This is a genomic window from Mesorhizobium sp., from assembly GCF_004962925.1.
Lineage (GTDB): Bacteria > Pseudomonadota > Alphaproteobacteria > Rhizobiales > Rhizobiaceae > Mesorhizobium.
Genome location: NZ_SUEO01000155.1, coordinates 1 through 15289 on the forward strand (window position 1 = coordinate 1; position 15289 = coordinate 15289).

Below are 15289 nucleotides of genomic sequence, written 5' to 3' on the forward strand. Positions count from 1 at the left end.
GCGAAGTGGTGGCCTTGCACGGCGACAATGGCGCCGGCAAATCCACGCTGATCAAGGCGATCTCGGGCGTGTTTCCCGTCGACCGCGGCGACATCTATGTGCGTGGCCAGAAAGTCACCATCCGCTCGACACGCGACGCGATGGATCTCGGCATCGAGACCATCCATCAGGACACGTCGCTGGCGCCGGACCTGAGCATCGCGCACAATCTCTTTCTCGGTCGCGAGCCGGTCACTCTAAAATGGCTGGGGGTGTTCGCGCCGCTCGATCTCGCCAAGCTGCGCGATGCCGCCGCGGCGCTTTTGAAGCGCGTCGGCATTTCGAAAAAGCTCGACGCCAATGCGCTGGTCAGCACGCTGTCGGGCGGCGAGCGCCAGTCGATCGCCATTTCGCGAGCCATGCAGTTCGCGGCCAAAGTCATCATCCTCGACGAGCCGACCAACAATCTCGGCGTCGAGGAAACACACGGCGTGCTGCGCTTCGTCAAGGAGGTGCGCGCGGCCGGTCATTCGGTGCTTTTGATCACCCACAATATCCATCACGTCTTCCAGGTCGCCGACCGTATCATCGTCATGCGCCGCGGCGAGATCGTCGCCGAGCAGACGGTCGCCGATACCGATCTGTTGACGGTGGAGAGCATCATCACCGGTGCCGACATGTCGGCTCTGCTCAAGGAGACGAGAGCAAAGTGAAGGAACTGGCCGTCATATGGTAGAGCTTTACGGCAAGAGGCTTTCGCGCCGGCAGGTTTCGGAGCGCTCGGGGATGCTGTCGCAATTCGCCGGCGTGCGGCTGATGACGCTTGGCGACGGCGTCGAGCGCGGCATCCGCATGCTCGAATTCCGCACCGGCTCCGGGCTGCGTTTCACCGCGCTGGTCGACCGGGCACTCGATATCGCCGATTGCGACTTCAAGGGCCAGGCGATCGGCTGGCATTCGCCGAGTGGCTTTCGCCATCCCGGCCTGCACGAGTATGAAGGCGAGGAGGGGCTAGCCTGGGCGCGGTCGTTTTCCGGCCTGTTGCTGACCTGCGGTCTCGACCATATCCTGTTCATGAATGAAGTGCCGGCCGACAGCTACAATTATCCGCCGAAGAAGACGGTGCGCCATTCGCTGCATGGCCGCGTCAGCACCATCCCGGCGCGATTGACCGGCTATGGCGAGGCCTGGAGCGGCGACCGCTGCATGCTGTGGGCCGAGGCTATCGTCCAGCAATCGACGGTATTCGGCGAGGATCTGCATCTGCTGCGGCGGATCGAGGCCGATGTCGGCGGCAATGAGATCCGGCTTTCGGACCGGGTCGTCAATCACGGCTTCAGCCGGACGCCGCATATGTATTTCTACCACATCAACGTCAGCCATCCTGTACTCGACGAGGGTTCGCGCTATCTGGCGCCGATCCGCGACGTCGTCTGGGCGGGCCATGCCGGCGAACGCTACGAGGCGCAGAAGGTCGGTTACCGCACCGTGCCGGCGCCGCAATTGGGTTTCAAGGAGCAGGTCTGGCAGCATGAGCTCGGCGCCGACGCCAAAGGCGAGGTGCCAGTGGCCGTGGTCAACGACCGTCTTGGCCTCGGTCTTGAAGTCGTCACACGCAAGGACCAGTTGCCCTGCACCTATGAATGGCAGAATTTCCAGGCTGGACACTATGCGCTGGGCATAGAGCCGTCGACGCACCATGTGCTCGGCAATCTGGCCGCGCGCCAACGCGGCGAGATGATCTGGCTGGAGCATGGCGAGAGCCGCTCCTACGATGCGGTGTTCCGGGTTCTCGACGGCGCTGGTGATATCTCGGCCGCCGAAAGCCGGATCGCGGCAATCGCCAAGCAGCCGCTGCAGGATTATCCGCAGCCGTCGGGCAATTTTCCGGTACTCGGAGGCAGGTCGTGATTTTGGCGAGGACGATGCGAAGCACCAGTTGGGAGGCTGGGTCCGGCCGGAGCGGGGAGGGCTCGCGGCCCATAGGGATTTGGAGGTCACAATGGCTGGCACAGTGAAGCGTGACTACAGCCTGGTCGGCGAGAGCACGCGCAGGGCGATCGAGACGGGGCTGGCTTCGGCCGAATGGTACCACACCGACGTCTCCCGCAAGGCGATCAAGGAGTTGATGCAGCGTTCCGACGGTCCGGCGATCCGCGACACGATCATCTGGGTCGTCGCCATTCTGGGTTCGGCGGCGGGCGGCGTCTATTTCTGGGGCACCTGGTGGTGCGTGCCGTTCTTCTTCGTCTACGGCGTGCTCTACGGCTCCTCCAGCGACTCGCGCTGGCACGAATGCGGCCATGGTACGGCGTTTCGGACGCGCTGGATGAATGATGTGGTCTACCAGATCGCCAGCTTCATGCTGATGCGCAACCCGGTGACCTGGCGCTGGAGCCATGCCAGACACCACACCGATACGATCATTGTCGGACGCGATGCCGAGATCGCCGTAATGCGCCCGCCGGACCTTTTGCGTGCGGCGCTCGCTTTCACCGGTATCCTTGATTTTCGCTATTCGCTGCCGGCGCTGGTGCGCCAAGCGTTCGGCAAGCTCACGCCCGACGAGAAAAGCTACGTTCCCGAGATGGAACAGCACAAGGCCGTCATCGCCGCGCGCTGGCATGTCGCCATCTATATCGCCACGATTGCGCTCGCCCTCACTATGCGGTCGTGGGTGCCGCTGGTGATCATCGGCGTGCCGCGCCTCTACGGCACCTGGCACATGGTGCTGACTGGCCTGCTGCAGCACATCGGCCTCGCCGACAATGTGATCGACCACCGGCTCAACACCCGCACCGTATACATGAATCCGATCAGCCGGTTCATCTACTGGAACATGAACTACCACGTGGAGCATCACATGTTCCCGATGGTGCCCTATCACGCGTTGCCCAGGCTGCACGAGATGATCAAGCACGATCTGCCGGAGCCGAACCCGTCGATGTGGCATGCCTATCGCGAGGTCTGGCCGGTTCTGCTCAGGCAGCTCAAATACGAGGACTATTTCCTCAAGCGCGAACTGCCGCCGACGGCGCGGCCCTATCGTGGCGAGTTCCACGAAGTGAACATGTCGGCGGCGGCGGAATAGCCACTGCGCACCGCTGCATTGCAGAAATTTCAGGAGAAAAAGAGATGGCCGATTGGGTCGAAGCGTGCGCCGTTGACGATGTCGAAGAAGAGGATGTCATCCGCTTCGACCATGGCGGCCGCACCTTCGCGATCTACCGTTCTCCTGACGACGAATTCTTCGCCACGGACGGGTTTTGCACGCATGAGAAGGCCCATCTTGCCGACGGGCTTGTCATGGACGACATCATCGAATGCCCCAAGCACAATGGCCGCTTCAATTACAAGACCGGCCAAGCCAAAGGGGCTCCCGTCTGCGTCAATTTGCAGACCTATCCGGTCAAGGTCGAGGCTGGCAAGGTGATGATCCAAATCGCCTGACCGGCCTTCCGTTTCACGCAACAAGGGACCAAAATCGATGAGCCGTAAAAGACCGACGATCGCCGATCTGCGCGCCATGAAGGGCAAGCGGCAACTGACCATGCTGCGCGTGTTGACGATGGACGAGGCCGAGGCCGCCGAAAGAGCCGGGATCGATATTGTCTCGGTGCCGCCGGAGTTGGTGCTCAACCCGCAATATCGCGATGCAGCACCCAGCCTATTTACCATGCCGGGCGACAATTTCTACGAGATCGGCACAGCCGACGATTTCGTGCGCTGGGCGTTCCGGCTCTACAAGGCGAGTGCCGACGCGGTCTATTGCAGCGCCGGCTTCGCCACCGTCAAACGGCTGGCCGACGACAATATACCGGTGATCGGCCATGTCGGTCTGATCCCGTCGCGCGCCACTTGGACCGGCGGCTTCAAGGCCGTCGGCAAGACCGCCGACAGCGCCATGCAGATTTTCGAGGCGGTCAAGCAGTATGAGGCCGCAGGTGCTGTCGGCGCCGAGATCGAAGTCGTGCCGGTCGAGGTGGCCAAGGCAATCTCGGAACGCACCTCGCTGATCATGCTGTCGATGGGGGCGGGCACCGGCTGTGACGCGCAATATCTGTTCGCTGACGACATCCTTGGTCAGAACCGCGGCCACATGCCCCGCCATTCCAAGGTCTACCGCAATTTTGCCGCTGAATATGACCGCCTGCAGGCGGAACGTGTTGCCGCCTTCTCCGAATATGTCGCCGACGTGAACAGCCTGGCCTATCCCGAAGACAAGCATGTGGTGCATATGGACCCGGACCAACTCGGTCTATTTATGAAAAGGGTCGATGGCGCGTGAAATCTGACAGCAATGCCGGAACCGGCGATGTGAAGCCGGTTTATATTCTCAATCTTTCGTGTGAAGACCGGCCGGGGGTCGTTGCCGCGGTCACCACGGAGCTTGCCGCGAACGGCGCCAACATCGCCGAAAGCAGCCAGTTCTGGGACCGGCAGAGCAATCGCTTTTTCATGCGGATCGCGTTCACCAGCCCGGCAGGCTCGACCAAGGACGATCTAGAGCGAGCCCTGAAATCGTCCGTTGACCGGTTTGGGATGAAGGCCGCGCTGGTCGATCAGGCTCGTCGCCCGAAGATCATCGTCATGGTCTCGAAATTCGACCATGCGTTTCTCCACCTGCTTTACCAGATCAGGGTCGGCTGGCTGAATGCACAGGTCGCCGCCGTCGTCTCCAATCATGAAGACGCCCGGCGCTTCGCCGAGATGGAGGATATTCCCTTCCACCATTGGCCGACGACCAGGGAAAACAAGGCCGAACAGGAGCAGAAGCTGCTGGACCTCGTGCAGGAGACGGGGTCCGAACTCGTCGTCCTGGCGCGCTACATGCAGGTCTTTTCGAAGGGACTATCCGACCGGCTTTACGGGCGGGCGATCAACATCCACCATTCCTTCCTGCCAAGCTTCAAGGGCGCAAAGCCCTATCACCAGGCCTTCGACCGCGGCGTCAAGCTGATCGGCGCGACAGCGCATTACGTCACATCCGATCTCGACGAAGGCCCGATCATCGAACAGGAAACCGAGCGCGTCACCCATGCGATGAGCGCGGAGGATTTCGTGGCCGTCGGCCGCGATATCGAAAGCCGCGTGCTGGCGCGCGCCGTCAAGCTGCATCTTGAGGCTCGCGTCATGCTCAACGGCCACAAGACAATCGTCTTTTAACGAGCGGTCGTTCGGCGCTACGCCTGCCACGATCCACTGGCGAGCGCTGCGTAAATCGCCTCGGCATCGATGCCTTGGGGTCTGTCCTCCTCGAGCGGCAGGACGAGCGCGCGCACCGCCGCATGAATTGCGGCGGTTGCCGGCGCCAATGTCAGCCCGTTGCGCAGGTCTACGGCCTGTGCGGCCGCCATCAGCTCGAAGGCGATCAGCCGCTGCCACAGCACGATCATCTCGGCGCATTTCGAAACGGCCAGCGGTGCTTGCGTCGCATGGTCCTCGACGCCTTCCGAGACCGGCAGGAAGTCGAGCATCACCGGGTTGGCCTTGTGGCGAATGGCGGCGAGGATCGCGGTCACTGTCTTTTGCAGCGGCACGAAGCCGGCCGAGGCACCGCCGACCGGCGACAGATATTTGGGCAGGCCGTTGCGGCCGGAGCTGGTGAGCTGGATGAAGCGGGCGGCACAGGCGGCTGCACATTGCGCGATGGCAAGGCCGAGCGTCTCGAAGGCAAGCGACAGCGACGGGGTGTGGAAATTGCCGGTCGACAGCACCATGTCGTCGTCCCCCAGCACCAGCGGGTTGTCGGCGGCGGCATTGAGCTCGATCTCGACGGCCTGTCTGGCCTGGTCGATTGCCTGCAGCAGCGCACCATGAATCGATGGTATGCAGCGGATCGACAGCGGGTCCTGCAAGGTGGCCGGCGCCGGCGTCTCGTTGCGTGCCAGCAGGTCGCGCAAGCCTTTTGCCGCCTGCTGCTGGCCAGCGGCCGGGCGCGCCGCCTGCAAGCGCGGATCGAGGATCGTCTGGTTGGCGCCGATGCCTTCCATGGTCAGCGCGCCCGCCTGCTGTTGCTGTGCGAAGACGGACAGTGCGTCGGCCACCGCCAGCGCGCCGCTGCCAGCGGACACCGCCGAGGCGCTTATCAGCGACAGCCCGTCCTTGGGCGCGAGGCTGACGGGGGCCAGGCGCGCCATCGCCAGCGCCTTTGCCGCCGGCATGCGCCGGCCCTGAAAGTCGGCTTCGCCGTCGCCGGTCAGCATGCGGCCGAGCGTTGCCATCATCACCAGGTCGCTGTCGCCGATCGAGCCCAGCGACGGCATCACCGGATGCACGCCGGCATTGAGCGCGTCGATGAGTGCGTTGAAAACCTCTGACGAAATGCCCGAACCGCCGGCCGAAAACATGCCAGCCCGGGCAAGCATCGTCGCCCGCACGATGTCTTGCGGCAGCGCGTCCCCCACGGCCCCGCTGCGCCCTTCCAGCAACTGGCGCTGGAAGGCACTGGCGTCGCCGCTGACCGACGTGCCGAGATTGGCGCCGAGCCCGGTGTTGAACCCGTAGATCTGCTGGCCGGAGGCGGCGGCGCGATCGAGCACCTTGCGCGCTCTGTCCAGCCTCTCGTGGACGGCAGGCGACACCTCGACCTTGCGTCCGTCACGGGCAACCGCCGCGACATCCTCGATGCGGATGCCGGCTCCGGTGAGGACGAGCGCACTCATGCGAAGCGCAGCCGCTGACCGATACCTTGCGCTTGCGCCTTGGCCAGCATTGCCTTGCCCAGCGCGATATCGGAGAGCGACAGGCCGCGATGCCAGAACAGGATCGTTTCGTCGTCGTTCTGGCGCCCCGGCTTGAGGCCAGCGGCGATCTGGCCAAGCTCGGCGTGCAGCGTCTGTTCGCTCAGCCGTCCGGTCTCGACATGGGCGCGCAGCGAGCCGAATTTGCCGCCCTTGCACTGGCCCCAGTCGTCGACGACGATCTTGGCCATGATGTCGGTCAGCGACAATTCCACCGCGCTCATCGTGCCATAGGGCATCACCAGCGCGCCGGGCTTGATCCATTGCGTCTTCAGCAACGGCTGTGGTTCCGGCAACCGCGAGGCCTCGACGACGATGTCGGCGCCTTCGACGCAAGCGCGCCAGTCGGCAACCGCCGTGACCTTCTTGCCGAGATCGGCGGACAGCTTTGCGGCAAAGCCGTCGCGGCTTTCCGGCCGGCGCGAATGAACGCGGATCTCGTCGAAATCGAAGAGATGGTCGAGCAGGCGCACGTTCCAGTACGCGGTGCCGCGGGCGCCGATATGGCCGAGAACCTTGGACGTCTTTCTTGCCAGATGTTTCGCGCCGATGGCGGTGACGGCGCCGGTGCGCATGTCGGTGATCACGGTGGCGTCGAGTATGGCGCGCGGCGTGCCGGTGCGCGGGTCGAACAGGTTGAGGATGCCGAATTCCGATGGCAGGCCGTGCAGGTAATTGTCGACATAGTCGCCGACGATCTTGACGCCCGCCGCATCGAGCGGCGCGACGTAGCCGCGCAGGACGTTGAAATGGCCGTTGAAGGACGGGTCCGGCTCGAGATGGACGCGCGGCTCGATCACCGTCTGGCCGTTGCCTTGCGCCACCAGCCCGGTCTCGACCGCTCCGATGATTTCCGCATCGGTCATATCAAGGGCTTCGATGTCGAGGGCGTTGAGATAGTCGATGTAGATGGGTTTCATGCGCAGATCGGTCCTGATGAAACGAAACGAGCCGTGGGTTGTGAACGCGAGCTCAAGGTGAATTCATTGCATAACAGGCCATAACGCGACACGAAAGTTTGTTGGGCCATGTCTGGACGGCGCCGCCCAAATGCTGTTCAAACCGGTGCGTCATCGATTTGCCGGACAATTGCCTGGTTCCCAGTGGCGTGGGAAAAACTCTCGTACAGTTCTGCGCATGACCGCCATTCCCGAAAACGAAGCCTTGCCCGAAAGCGCGACACAGGCGCGTCGCGTGGCGCTGATTGTCGCCGTCGCCTTCTTCATGCAGCTTCTGGATTCGACGATCATCTCGACGTCGCTGCCGCAGATGGGAGAATCCTTCGGCGTGCCGGCGGTGGCGATGAGCATCGGCATCACTGTCTATATGCTGACCATGGCGGTGTTCGTGCCGCTGTCCGGCTGGCTCGCCGATCGCTTCGGCGCGCGCAACATCTTCCTTCTTGCCATCGCCCTGTTCACGCTGGCCTCGATCGCCTGCGGCATCTCGCAGAACCTCACCCAGTTCGTCGCCGCGCGCGCGGTACAGGGCCTGGGCAGTGCGCTGATGACGCCGGTCGGCCGTATCCTGGTGCTGCGCAACGCACCGAAGTCCGAGCTGCTCAATGCCACGGCGCTGATCACCTGGCCGGCGCTGTTCGCACCGGTGATCGGGCCGATGCTTGGCGGCTTCATCACCACTTATCTGTCCTGGCACTGGAATTTCTTCATCAACATTCCGCTCGGCGTGGCCGGCCTGGCGCTGGTCGCCCGTTTCATTCCCGGCGACCGCGATTCCGAAAGCAAGCCGCTCGATTGGCCGGGCTTCCTGCTGACCTCGGTGGGGCTTGCCGCAATGCTTTACGGTCTCGAGCGCATCGCACATTCGGAAGACAGCGCCTTGCCGACCCTGGCACTGGTTGCCGCTGGCGTCCTTGTCGGCTGGTTGGCCGTGCGGCATCTCGCGCGTGCAAAAAATCCGCTGCTCGATCTCACAGCGTTCAAGGTGCAGACTTTCGCCCTATCGACGCTGTCGGCGGGCACCATTTTCCGGGTCGCAATCAACGCGACACCGTTCCTGCTGCCGCTGCTGTTCCAGGTCGGCTTCGGGTTGAGTCCGGTCGGTGCCGGCATGCTGATCCTCGCCTATTTCCTCGGCAATCTCGGCATGAAGGCGGTGACGACGCCAACGCTGAGGCACTTCGGTTTCCGTTCGGTGCTGGTCGTCAACGGCGTGATTGCATCGCTGTCGATCATGGCCTGCGCGGCGATCTCGGCGCAGACCCCGCAAGCGCTAGTGGTGGCGCTGATGCTGATTGCCGGATTGACGCGTTCGATGCAGTTCACCGCGCTTAACACGCTGGCCTTCGCCGATGTGGCCCCGCCGCAGCGCAGTTCGGCTGCGACGTTGTCCAGTATGCTGCAGCAGGTAGCGATGCTGTTCGGCGTGGCGGTCGCGGCCGCGTTGCTTAACCTGTCGCAGATCGCGAGGAGCGGGCCGGCGCTTGACCTCATAGACTTCCGCCTCGCCTTCCTGGCGATCGGTGCAATCGGGCTCGCCGCCTCGTTCCGCTTCCTGGCGCTGCCGCCGGCCGCGGGCGCCGAGGTCTCGGGTCATCTTCCGCGGAATTGAGACCGAAACTCTGCCGCTGTGTCCGTCCTGTCGGCGGAGGCGGGAGTAGGGAGCTTTTCCTTCTCCACAAGGGGAGAAGGAAAAGGCGCTGCGCTACACCGGCCGATATACCTTCTCCGCAGTGTTCCAGAAGATATCCGCCTCTGCCGCCGCACCATGCTTGGCCACCGCCGCGCGATGCGCCTTGATCAGTTCGGCGTGGCTGGTCCACAGCTTCTCGATCGGGAAGTTCGAGCCGAACATCAGACGGTCGCTGCCGAGGATGTCAATCGTAGTGTCGACGATATAGGCGATCAGCGCCGGGTCGTTGCGGTGGACGAAGGTGCCGAGGCCGGACAGCTTGGCATAGAAGTTGGGTGCCGTAGACAGGGTGCGCAGGCCGGCTTTCCAGGCTTCCGTGGTTTCCTCCGACATGTCGGTCAGCATGCCGGCATGCGTAAGGATGAAATTCGTCTCAGGATGCTCGCCGACAAGCGTCAGCCCGTCCCTCATCTGGGCCGGGAAAAGCTGCAGGTCGAAGGACAGGCCATAGTCCTTCAGCCGTGCCACATTGGCCCGCACCTTCGGATCGATGACCTGATCCGGTGCTGTGGCGAAGCGGAAGGCCGGTGTTTCGTGCCAGTGCAGTTGCATGCGCACGCCGCGCAGCAGGGGGTATTTTTTGAGCCGGTCGATCTGGGGCCTGATATCGTCCACCGTCATATCGGCATAGCCGACGACCGCATGCGGCCAGCCGGTCTCCTCCGCGGTCGTCTGCAGGAAGGCGACCTCCTTCTCGAAGTCTTCCTTGGCCCAGTTGGTCTGGACATAGACCGCCTTTTCGACGCCAGAGCCTTGCTGATCGGCAAGGAATTCCTCGATCGGATAGTCGCGGCGGATCGGTTCATAAGGTCCGAAGATGCGCGGCACCATCGGCCCGCGCAACCAGGGCTGATCGTCTTGGCGCCAGATGTGGAAATGCGCGTCGATCGCCTTTTGCATTATGAGACCCTTTTCCAGATTGCTGCGGCCACCGGAGCGGGGCGGGCGAGCGACAGGATGAAATCGGTGAGACCCGCGATGGATGAACCATCGATCAGATCGTCGAGCACCGGCAGGATGGCGCGAAGTGCTGCCGTCGCCGGCTGGAAACGCGGATCGCCGGCCAACGGCGTCGCCAGCGAAAGCCGAAAGGCGCGGGCACTCAGCCGGCGCATCGCCATTTCCAGCTCGGCGTGATCGCCGCGCTCCAGCGCGTCGGACAGGATGACGACCGCCGTCCCGCGCGCGAAAGCGGAAAAGCGCGGCACTGACAGGAAGGCGAGCAGCGTCGGTCCCATTTGGGTGCCGCCGTCCCAGTCGTCGACCAGTGCTGCCACGCGGGCCAGCGCCTGGTCGCGGTCGCGGATGCGCAACGCCCCGGTGATGCGGGTCAGCCGCGTGCCGAAGGTGAAAATTTCAGCCCGGTCTGCGCCTTGCACCGCCGCATGCGCCAGTTTGAGATAGTCCGATGTATGCAGCTTCATCGAGCCCGACACGTCGATCAGGATTAGCAGCTTGCGCGGCACGGTCTGCCTGCGGCGCAGCAGCGGCGATGGCACATCGCCATCGGCGCTGACGATTTCCCGCAGCGACCGGCGCAGATCGAGCTTGCCGCGCACGTGCGTGCGTACGGTGCGGAAGGAACGACGAGCGGGCAGGGCGGCGGAAAGCTTGCGGCGGAAGGCGGCAAGCCCGTCGCCGTCACGCTGGAAGTCGCGGGTGCTCAACTGTTCGGCGCCGGATGATAGCTCGCCGCCTTCCGCCTGGCGCGTCACCTCGCTCTCTTCATCGCTGGAACCGCCGTCGTCCTTGACGCGGGTTTCCTCGTCGGCTTCGCCTTCGACCACGGCCGGGGTGTTGCCGTAGAAATAGCTTTGGAAATGCGCCTCGAATTCGTCGCGGCGGTCGGGCGGCGGCGCAAGCGTGGCAAGGGCAGCCTCGTGGATATCATTCATCGAACGAGGGCCAAGCAGCGTCACCGCCTGCATGAAGCCCGAGACCTGCTCGGGCGCCACCGGAAAGCTGTAACGGCGCAGCAGCCGGCCAAAGCCGAGCAAGGGTGCTGCGGCGCTGGGTAAGGCTGCGGCGCTCACGCCAGTGCCTCCTCGACGATCCGGCCAAGCTCAGGCGCGATATAGGACAGGTCCTCCTCGTCCTTGATCAGCACGCCGATGGCGCGGCGGAAGGCTTCCGGCCACGGGCTACCGCCTTTCTCGAGGATCGTCGCGGCGTTTGCCCATTCGACCGCTTCGGCGATGCCCGGCGGTTTCGCCAATGGCCGAGCGCGGATGTCGTGCACGGCAGCAGCCACGGCGCGCGCCGTGGCCGCGGCGACGTCGCCGGCGCGAAGCATGATGATCTCGGCCTCGCGCTCGGCGTCGGGATAGGTGATCCAGTGGTAGACGCAGCGCCGCCGCAGCGCTTCCGCCAGTTCGCGGGTGCGGTTCGAGGTCAGGATGACGATCGGCTGCGCCCTCGCGCGGATGGTGCCGCGCTCGGGAATGCTGATCTGGAAATCGGAAAGGAATTCCAGGAGCAAGGCTTCGAATTCATGATCGGAACGGTCGATCTCGTCGACCAGCAGCACGCGCTTTTCCGGCGCCTTCAGCACTTGCAGAAGCGGCCGCGCGATCAGAAAGCGGTCGTCATAGATGTCGACCTCATGCTCGCCGGCATGACGGATGGCGAGCAACTGGCGCTGGTAGTTCCATTCGTAGAGCGCGTGTGCTGCGTCGATGCCTTCGTAGCATTGCAGCCGCACCAGGTCGCGTCCGAGCACATCGGCGATCGCCTTGGCCGCTTCGGTCTTGCCGACACCCGGCGCGCCTTCAAGCAACAGTGGCTTGCCCAGCCTGATCGCCAGGAAGATGGCGGTCGCCAGGCTCTCGTCCGTCAGATAGCGCGAAGCGGCGAGGCGCGACGCCACCGCCTCCGGCGAGGTCGCGACAGTCTCTGCGCTTCTCTTGGGCATTTCCAGCACTCAGTTCGGCGCGCCGGCTTGCGCCTTCAGCGCGCGTAGTATGCGCTCCGGCGTGATCGGCAGTGTGTCGATGCGCACGCCGACGGCATCGAAGACGGCATTGGCGACCGCTGGGATTTGCGGGTTGGCGCACATTTCGCCCGGTCCCTTGGCGCCGTACGGTCCGTCGGCCGAGGGCCGTTCCAGCACGATGATCTCGGTTTCGGCAAGATCGCCCGGTCCCGGCATCAGATATTGGTTGAAGTCGGTGCCGCCATGATCGCGATTGGGATAATAGGGTTCGGTTGTCTCGTAGAGCGCATGGCTGATGCCCATCCATGAGCCGCCAACGAGCTGCTGTTCGACCAGTTTCGGGTTCAGCGCGCGGCCGATCTCAAAAACGTTCTTCACGGTCAGCACGGTGACTTCGCCGGTCTCATCATCGACCTCGACCTCCGCCACCGTGCAGGCATGGGCATAACAGGTCGACGGCTTCATCGCGCCGGTCTCTTTTTCGGGGTACGAGCGCGGGATGAGGAACATGCCGCGGCCGGAAATCGAGCGGCCGCGCTTGAAATGCGCCGACAGCGCGACATCGAAGATTGAGATCGATCTCTGCGGCGCACCCTTGACCAGGATGTTACCCTGGCCGTCGGTCTCGAGGTCCGAGGCATTCACTTCCAGTTCCTCGGCCGCCACTTCCAGCATCACCTGGCGGGCTTCCCTGGCCGCCTGGATGACGGCGTTGCCGGCGCGGTGCGTGCCGCGCGAGGCGAAGGTGCCCATGCAGTGCGGGCCGGTGTCGGTGTCGGCGGTGTCGACGACGACGCGGTCGGTCGGCACGCCGATCGTCTCGGCGCAGATCTGCGCCATGATCTGCTTCATGCCCTGGCCGAGATCGACTGATGACAGCGTCACCATGAAATTGCCGGTCGGTGTCGAATGCACCAGCGCCTGCGTCGGGTCGCCGCCGAGATTCATGCCGGTCGGATAATTGATTGCGGCGACGCCGCGTCCGCGCCTGATCGCCATCTCAAGCTCCCTTCGTGTAGGACGACATGGAGAGGTACTTTTCCGCCACCGGCCAGTTGGCGGCGCGCGAGGCTTCCTGCATGCACTCGATCAGCGCAGCGCCTTCGGTCGGCTGGCGATGCGCCTTCATATCGCCGTCGCGGTAGGCGTTGATGAAGCGGAACTCGAGCGGGTCCATGCCGATCAGCCTGGCGAGCTTGTCCATCTGCACCTCCAGCGCGAAATCGCCGATGGTGACGCCGAAGCCGCGCATGGCGGAGGAGGGCGTGCGGTTGGTGTAGACGCAGTAGGTGTCGATCCAGACATTCGGGATCGTGTAGGGGCCGGGATAGTGGCCAGCGCCCTTTTGCGCGCCATAGGGCGAATGGCGCGAATAGGCGCCGGCATCGGTGTAGCCGGTGACCTTCCGAGCGACGATACGGCCGTCCTTCATGACGCCATCCTTGATGACGACCTTCTCGGCGGCGCGCGGCGAGGAGATCTGCATCTCCTCCTCGCGGCTGTAGATGAAGGAGACCGGACGTCCGGTCAGCTTGGCGCCGAGGATGGCGATCGGCTCGACGATGACGTCGACCTTGCCGCCAAAACCACCGCCGACAGTGCCGCCGACGAAATGCAGCTTGTTGCCGGGCATCTGCAGGATGATCGAGGCGTTGTCGAGGGTGAAGAACATCGCCTGCGTGTTGGTGTAGCAGGTGAAGCGGTCATTGCCCTCTGGGGCGACGATGCAGCCGGTCGTCTCGGTCGGCGCGTGTTCGATCGGCGAGGATTGGTAGGCCTGTTCGAGCACGTGGTCGGCGCCGGCGAAGCCGGCCTCGACATCGCCGAGGCGCACTTTGCGGCATTCGCCGCTGTCATAGAGGTAATAATTCTGGCCGTGATATTCGTTGACTATCGGCGCGCCGGGCTTCAGCGCTTCCTCCATGTCGAAGACGGCCGGCAGCACCTCGTAATCGACTTTGACCTTGGCCGCCGCTTCCTGCGCGGCACGCTCCGTCTCTGCCAGGATCGCAACCACGGCTTCGCCCTTCCAGCGCACCTTGCCGTCGGCAAGCACCGTCTCGTCTTCCGGCCCGATCTGGATCAGGATCAGGATGGTGTAGACATTGTGCGGCACATCCTTGGCGGTCAGGACTTTCACCACGCCCGGGTGCTTCTCGACCTCTGATATGTCGATGCTGCGGATGCGGGCGTGGTGGTGCGGGCTGCGCACCATCTTCAGATGCAGCATGCCGGGAAAATTGCGGTCGGCGAAATAGGCGGTCTTGCCGGTGACATGACCGGGTGAATCGGAGCGCGGCCGGGGCTGGCCGATCTCGTGGAGATCGTCCTTGCGCTGGTCGGCGAAATAGCTCTTGCGGAGTTCCATCTTTTTTACTCCCCTCAAGCCGCGTGCTGCGAATTGGACCGTGCGGCGGTCAGCACCGCCTGGATGATCGGCTCGTAGCCCGTGCAGCGGCAGATATTGCCCGACAGCGCCTCGACCACTTCGTCGCGGCTGGGGTTCGGCGTATGGTCGAGCAGCACCTTGGCCGCCATGATCATTCCCGGCGTGCAGAAGCCGCATTGTGTGGCAAAGGCATCGAGAAAGGCGCGCTGCAAGGGATGCAGAACGCCGCCTTCAGAAAGCCCCGACGTCGTGGTGATAGCGGCGCCGTTGCAGGTCTCGGCCAGCGTCAGGCAGGAGAGCCGGAGTTCACCGTCAAGGATGACCGAGCAGGCGCCGCATGTGCCTTGGTGGCAGCCGCCTTTCGGCGAGGTGTCGCCGATCTTGTCGCGCAGTGCGTTGAGCAGCGTCGTGCCGCTGTCGATGAATTCGGCCTTCTCTGCGCCGTTGAGCGTGAACTGAACCGGGACCTTTGCCATGTTTTCCTCCTTGCGCGCAGCCAGGCAAGCGCGCGCCCAATGAGCAATTTCAGCCGAGCAGCAGCCGGCCGAGGTGGACCGGCAGGACTTCATTGCGATACCAGGCACTGGCGATCGG

At 63.8% G+C, this 15289-nt stretch carries 15 protein-coding genes; 7 read left to right on the top strand and 8 right to left on the bottom strand.

Annotated features, from left to right (window positions below; genetic code table 11):
• The 6 genes from E5W87_RS25180 to purU form a co-directional block, all read left to right on the top strand.
• Positions 1-692: ATP-binding cassette domain-containing protein (locus tag E5W87_RS25180; protein WP_292403763.1), on the top strand; the 692-nt coding region annotated here is incomplete at its 5' end.
• Between the two features lie 16 nt (positions 693-708).
• The gene (locus tag E5W87_RS25185; RefSeq protein WP_292403765.1) at positions 709-1890 is read left to right on the top strand and encodes an aldose 1-epimerase family protein; all 1182 of its coding nucleotides are present in this window, start codon (positions 709-711) and stop codon (positions 1888-1890) included.
• A gap of 91 nt (positions 1891-1981) precedes the next feature.
• On the top strand, positions 1982-3070 hold the full coding sequence (locus E5W87_RS25190; protein WP_292403768.1) for a fatty acid desaturase family protein: 1089 nt from the start codon (positions 1982-1984) through the stop codon (positions 3068-3070).
• Between the two features lie 44 nt (positions 3071-3114).
• Entirely contained in the window at positions 3115-3429 is a 315-nt protein-coding gene (locus E5W87_RS25195; RefSeq protein ID WP_292167569.1) for a MocE family 2Fe-2S type ferredoxin, read from the top strand.
• Positions 3430-3466: 37 nt separating this feature from the next.
• Positions 3467-4267, top strand: coding sequence for a 3-methyl-2-oxobutanoate hydroxymethyltransferase (locus tag E5W87_RS25200; protein ID WP_292403771.1), 801 nt, complete (start codon positions 3467-3469; stop codon positions 4265-4267).
• A complete protein-coding gene (purU, locus tag E5W87_RS25205; RefSeq protein WP_292403774.1) occupies positions 4264-5145 on the top strand; it encodes a formyltetrahydrofolate deformylase in 882 nt (293 codons plus the stop codon). Before E5W87_RS25200 ends, purU begins: the two co-directional genes overlap by 4 nt.
• 17 nt (positions 5146-5162) lie before the next feature.
• On the opposite strand, the gene hutH is transcribed toward purU, so the two are convergent.
• Both hutH and E5W87_RS25215 read right to left on the bottom strand, forming a co-directional pair.
• Positions 5163-6644 carry a histidine ammonia-lyase gene (gene hutH, locus E5W87_RS25210; RefSeq protein WP_292403777.1) on the bottom strand — a complete coding sequence of 494 codons (1482 nt, stop codon included), beginning with the start codon at positions 6642-6644 and terminating at the stop codon, positions 5163-5165.
• Positions 6641-7642, bottom strand: a complete 1002-nt coding sequence (locus tag E5W87_RS25215; RefSeq protein ID WP_292403780.1) for an ornithine cyclodeaminase family protein — start codon at positions 7640-7642, stop codon at positions 6641-6643. Before E5W87_RS25215 ends, hutH begins: the two co-directional genes overlap by 4 nt.
• 217 nt (positions 7643-7859) lie before the next feature.
• Between E5W87_RS25215 and E5W87_RS25220 the strand changes: the two genes are divergently transcribed.
• Positions 7860-9293, top strand: a complete 1434-nt coding sequence (locus E5W87_RS25220; RefSeq protein WP_292403783.1) for a DHA2 family efflux MFS transporter permease subunit — start codon at positions 7860-7862, stop codon at positions 9291-9293.
• 93 nt (positions 9294-9386) lie between these two features.
• On the opposite strand, the gene E5W87_RS25225 is transcribed toward E5W87_RS25220, so the two are convergent.
• Genes E5W87_RS25225 through E5W87_RS25250 form a run of 6 tightly spaced genes read right to left on the bottom strand, consistent with a single transcriptional unit; the run spans position 9387 to position 15171 of the window.
• Complete coding sequence (locus E5W87_RS25225; protein WP_292403786.1) at positions 9387-10274, bottom strand: amidohydrolase; 888 nt, start codon at positions 10272-10274, stop codon at positions 9387-9389.
• Complete coding sequence (locus E5W87_RS25230) at positions 10274-11350, bottom strand: VWA domain-containing protein (protein WP_367118874.1); 1077 nt, start codon at positions 11348-11350, stop codon at positions 10274-10276. Before E5W87_RS25230 ends, E5W87_RS25225 begins: the two co-directional genes overlap by 1 nt.
• Positions 11351-11403: 53 nt before the next feature.
• Positions 11404-12285: a MoxR family ATPase gene (locus E5W87_RS25235; RefSeq protein ID WP_292403792.1), complete on the bottom strand. Its 882-nt coding sequence runs from the start codon at positions 12283-12285 to the stop codon at positions 11404-11406.
• 9 nt (positions 12286-12294) lie between these two features.
• Positions 12295-13305, bottom strand: a complete 1011-nt coding sequence (locus tag E5W87_RS25240; protein ID WP_292403795.1) for a molybdopterin cofactor-binding domain-containing protein — start codon at positions 13303-13305, stop codon at positions 12295-12297.
• Between the two features lies 1 nt (position 13306).
• The gene (locus E5W87_RS25245; RefSeq protein ID WP_292403798.1) at positions 13307-14674 is read right to left on the bottom strand and encodes a xanthine dehydrogenase family protein molybdopterin-binding subunit; all 1368 of its coding nucleotides are present in this window, start codon (positions 14672-14674) and stop codon (positions 13307-13309) included.
• Between the two features lie 14 nt (positions 14675-14688).
• The gene (locus tag E5W87_RS25250) at positions 14689-15171 is read right to left on the bottom strand and encodes a (2Fe-2S)-binding protein (RefSeq protein WP_292403802.1); all 483 of its coding nucleotides are present in this window, start codon (positions 15169-15171) and stop codon (positions 14689-14691) included.
• Positions 15172-15289 lie beyond the last annotated feature (118 nt).

Bases quoted from the DNA above. Each gene is read 5' to 3' on its own strand.
- E5W87_RS25235 (WP_292403792.1), bottom strand. From the start codon at position 12,285: ATGCCCAAGAGAAGCGCAGAGACTGTCGCGACCTCGCCGGAGGCGGTG.
- E5W87_RS25195 (WP_292167569.1), top strand. From the start codon at position 3,115: ATGGCCGATTGGGTCGAAGCGTGCGCCGTTGACGATGTCGAAGAAGAG.
- E5W87_RS25190 (WP_292403768.1), top strand. From the start codon at position 1,982: ATGGCTGGCACAGTGAAGCGTGACTACAGCCTGGTCGGCGAGAGCACG.
- E5W87_RS25225 (WP_292403786.1), bottom strand. From the start codon at position 10,274: ATGCAAAAGGCGATCGACGCGCATTTCCACATCTGGCGCCAAGACGAT.
- hutH (WP_292403777.1), bottom strand. From the start codon at position 6,644: ATGAGTGCGCTCGTCCTCACCGGAGCCGGCATCCGCATCGAGGATGTC.
- E5W87_RS25215 (WP_292403780.1), bottom strand. From the start codon at position 7,642: ATGAAACCCATCTACATCGACTATCTCAACGCCCTCGACATCGAAGCC.
- E5W87_RS25250 (WP_292403802.1), bottom strand. From the start codon at position 15,171: ATGGCAAAGGTCCCGGTTCAGTTCACGCTCAACGGCGCAGAGAAGGCC.
- E5W87_RS25200 (WP_292403771.1), top strand. From the start codon at position 3,467: ATGAGCCGTAAAAGACCGACGATCGCCGATCTGCGCGCCATGAAGGGC.
- E5W87_RS25185 (WP_292403765.1), top strand. From the start codon at position 709: ATGGTAGAGCTTTACGGCAAGAGGCTTTCGCGCCGGCAGGTTTCGGAG.
- E5W87_RS25245 (WP_292403798.1), bottom strand. From the start codon at position 14,674: ATGGAACTCCGCAAGAGCTATTTCGCCGACCAGCGCAAGGACGATCTC.
- E5W87_RS25240 (WP_292403795.1), bottom strand. From the start codon at position 13,305: ATGGCGATCAGGCGCGGACGCGGCGTCGCCGCAATCAATTATCCGACC.
- E5W87_RS25220 (WP_292403783.1), top strand. From the start codon at position 7,860: ATGACCGCCATTCCCGAAAACGAAGCCTTGCCCGAAAGCGCGACACAG.